Origin of the sequence: Thiorhodococcus mannitoliphagus, from assembly GCF_010915725.1 — a bacterium.
GTDB classification, from domain to species: Bacteria; Pseudomonadota; Gammaproteobacteria; order Chromatiales; family Chromatiaceae; genus Thiorhodococcus; species Thiorhodococcus mannitoliphagus.
In genome coordinates this window covers 1-1,678 of record NZ_JAAIJR010000316.1, presented here as the reverse complement: position 1 = coordinate 1,678, position 1,678 = coordinate 1, and the positions used below count along the sequence as shown (strand labels likewise).

The 1,678-nt window shown below is 64.9% G+C and carries 1 protein-coding gene; it reads left to right on the top strand.

All coding sequences use genetic code 11. The features are described from left to right. Positions 1-103 precede the first annotated feature (103 nt). Positions 104-1,357, top strand: coding sequence for an ammonium transporter (locus G3480_RS26505; protein ID WP_420824645.1), 1,254 nt, complete (start codon positions 104-106; stop codon positions 1,355-1,357). Positions 1,358-1,678 lie beyond the last annotated feature (321 nt).

The window sequence follows — 1,678 nt, the reverse complement described above, 5'->3', positions numbered from 1 at the left end:
CTCCGCGCCCCACCCCCCCCGGGGGGGGCGGCCGGCCCGGCGCCGGCGTCGGTGCGCGGCGCCGGGCCCGGGCCCCACGAATCCCCTTATGGAGGCGACATTCGTGGAAGCGACCACGCAGTTAACCTATGCGCTCGATACCTTCTATTTCCTCGTGACGGGCGCGCTCGTCATGTGGATGGCGGCCGGCTTCGCCATGCTCGAGGCCGGACTCGTCCGCTCTAAGAACACCGCCGAGATTCTTACTAAGAACATCGCGCTCTTCGCCGTCGCCTGCATCATGTACATGATCGTCGGCTACGGCATCATGTATCCGGCCAATGGCAACGGCTTCATCCCCGAGGTGTCTTTCGCCTTTATGTTCGGCGGAGACCACAGCGAGTCTAAGGTGATCGAGGAAGGACTCAACCACGCCTTGATGTCGGACTTCTTCTTCCAGGTCGTCTTCGTCGCGACAGCCATGTCCATCGTCTCGGGCGCCGTTGCGGAGCGTATGAAGCTCTGGTCCTTCCTGCTGTTCGCCATCGTCTTGACGGCCTTCATCTACCCGGTGCAGGGCTATTGGAAGTGGGGCGGCGGCTGGCTGCAAGAACTCGGCTTCAATGACTTCGCCGGATCTGGCGTCGTCCACCTCTGCGGCGCGACCGCCGCCCTGGCCGGCGTGCTGCTGCTCGGCCCGCGCAAGGGCAAATACGCTAAAGACGGCTCGATCAACGCCATCCCGGGCGCCAACCTGCCGCTCGCGACCTTGGGCACCTTCGTCCTCTGGCTCGGCTGGTTCGGCTTCAATGGCGGCTCCCAGCTCGCGCTGACCGGCTTCGAGAACACGAACGCGGTCGCAGCCATCTTCGTCAACACCAACATGGCCGCTGCGGGCGGAACCGTGATCGGCCTCATCACCGCACGCATGCTCTTTGGCAAGGCGGATCTGACCATGGCCTTGAACGGCGCACTGGCCGGACTGGTCGCGATCACGGCAGAGCCTTTAACACCGTCACCCGCAATGGCCACGATGATCGGCGCCGTCGGCGGCGTCCTGGTTGTCTTCGCCATTGTGACGTTGGACAAGCTGCGTATCGACGACCCGGTCGGCGCCATCTCGGTGCATGGCATCGTCGGCATGTGGGGTCTCATGGCCGTGCCCATCACCAATGCGGACGCCGGCTTCGCGCCCCAGGCCATCGGGCTGGGCGCCATCCTCGCCTGGGTCTTCATCACGTCCCTGATCGTCTGGCTCTTACTGAAAGTGACCCTGGGTATCCGCGTCAGTGAAGAAGAGGAGTACGAAGGCGTCGACATCGGTGAGTGCGGACTCGAGGCCTACCCCGAGTTCGTCGGCTCACGCGGTGCGATCTAGGAGAGGGGCCTCCCGCCCTCTGGCGGGAGGCCATCACGGCCGACCTATGCGCCTGAGAGCGCCAATCCGGGAGCGACTGCCCGCAGCGCAAAGCCTCCCGCACTGATTCATGCTTTGCATGTTGTGAATCGATTAGGGGCCCATTGGGCCCCTTTTTTTGTCTGTCAGGCGCAACAGGTGCGGCCAGCGGCTTTAGCCCAAGCGCACAGTCGGTGGGAGCGGCGCCCCCCCCCGACGGGCGCGATGTACCCGGCGGGCGCCGGGGCCCCCTCCTTGATCCGGGAAGATTTGCTGGACCCCATAAAACCGCCGGGGGGCCCG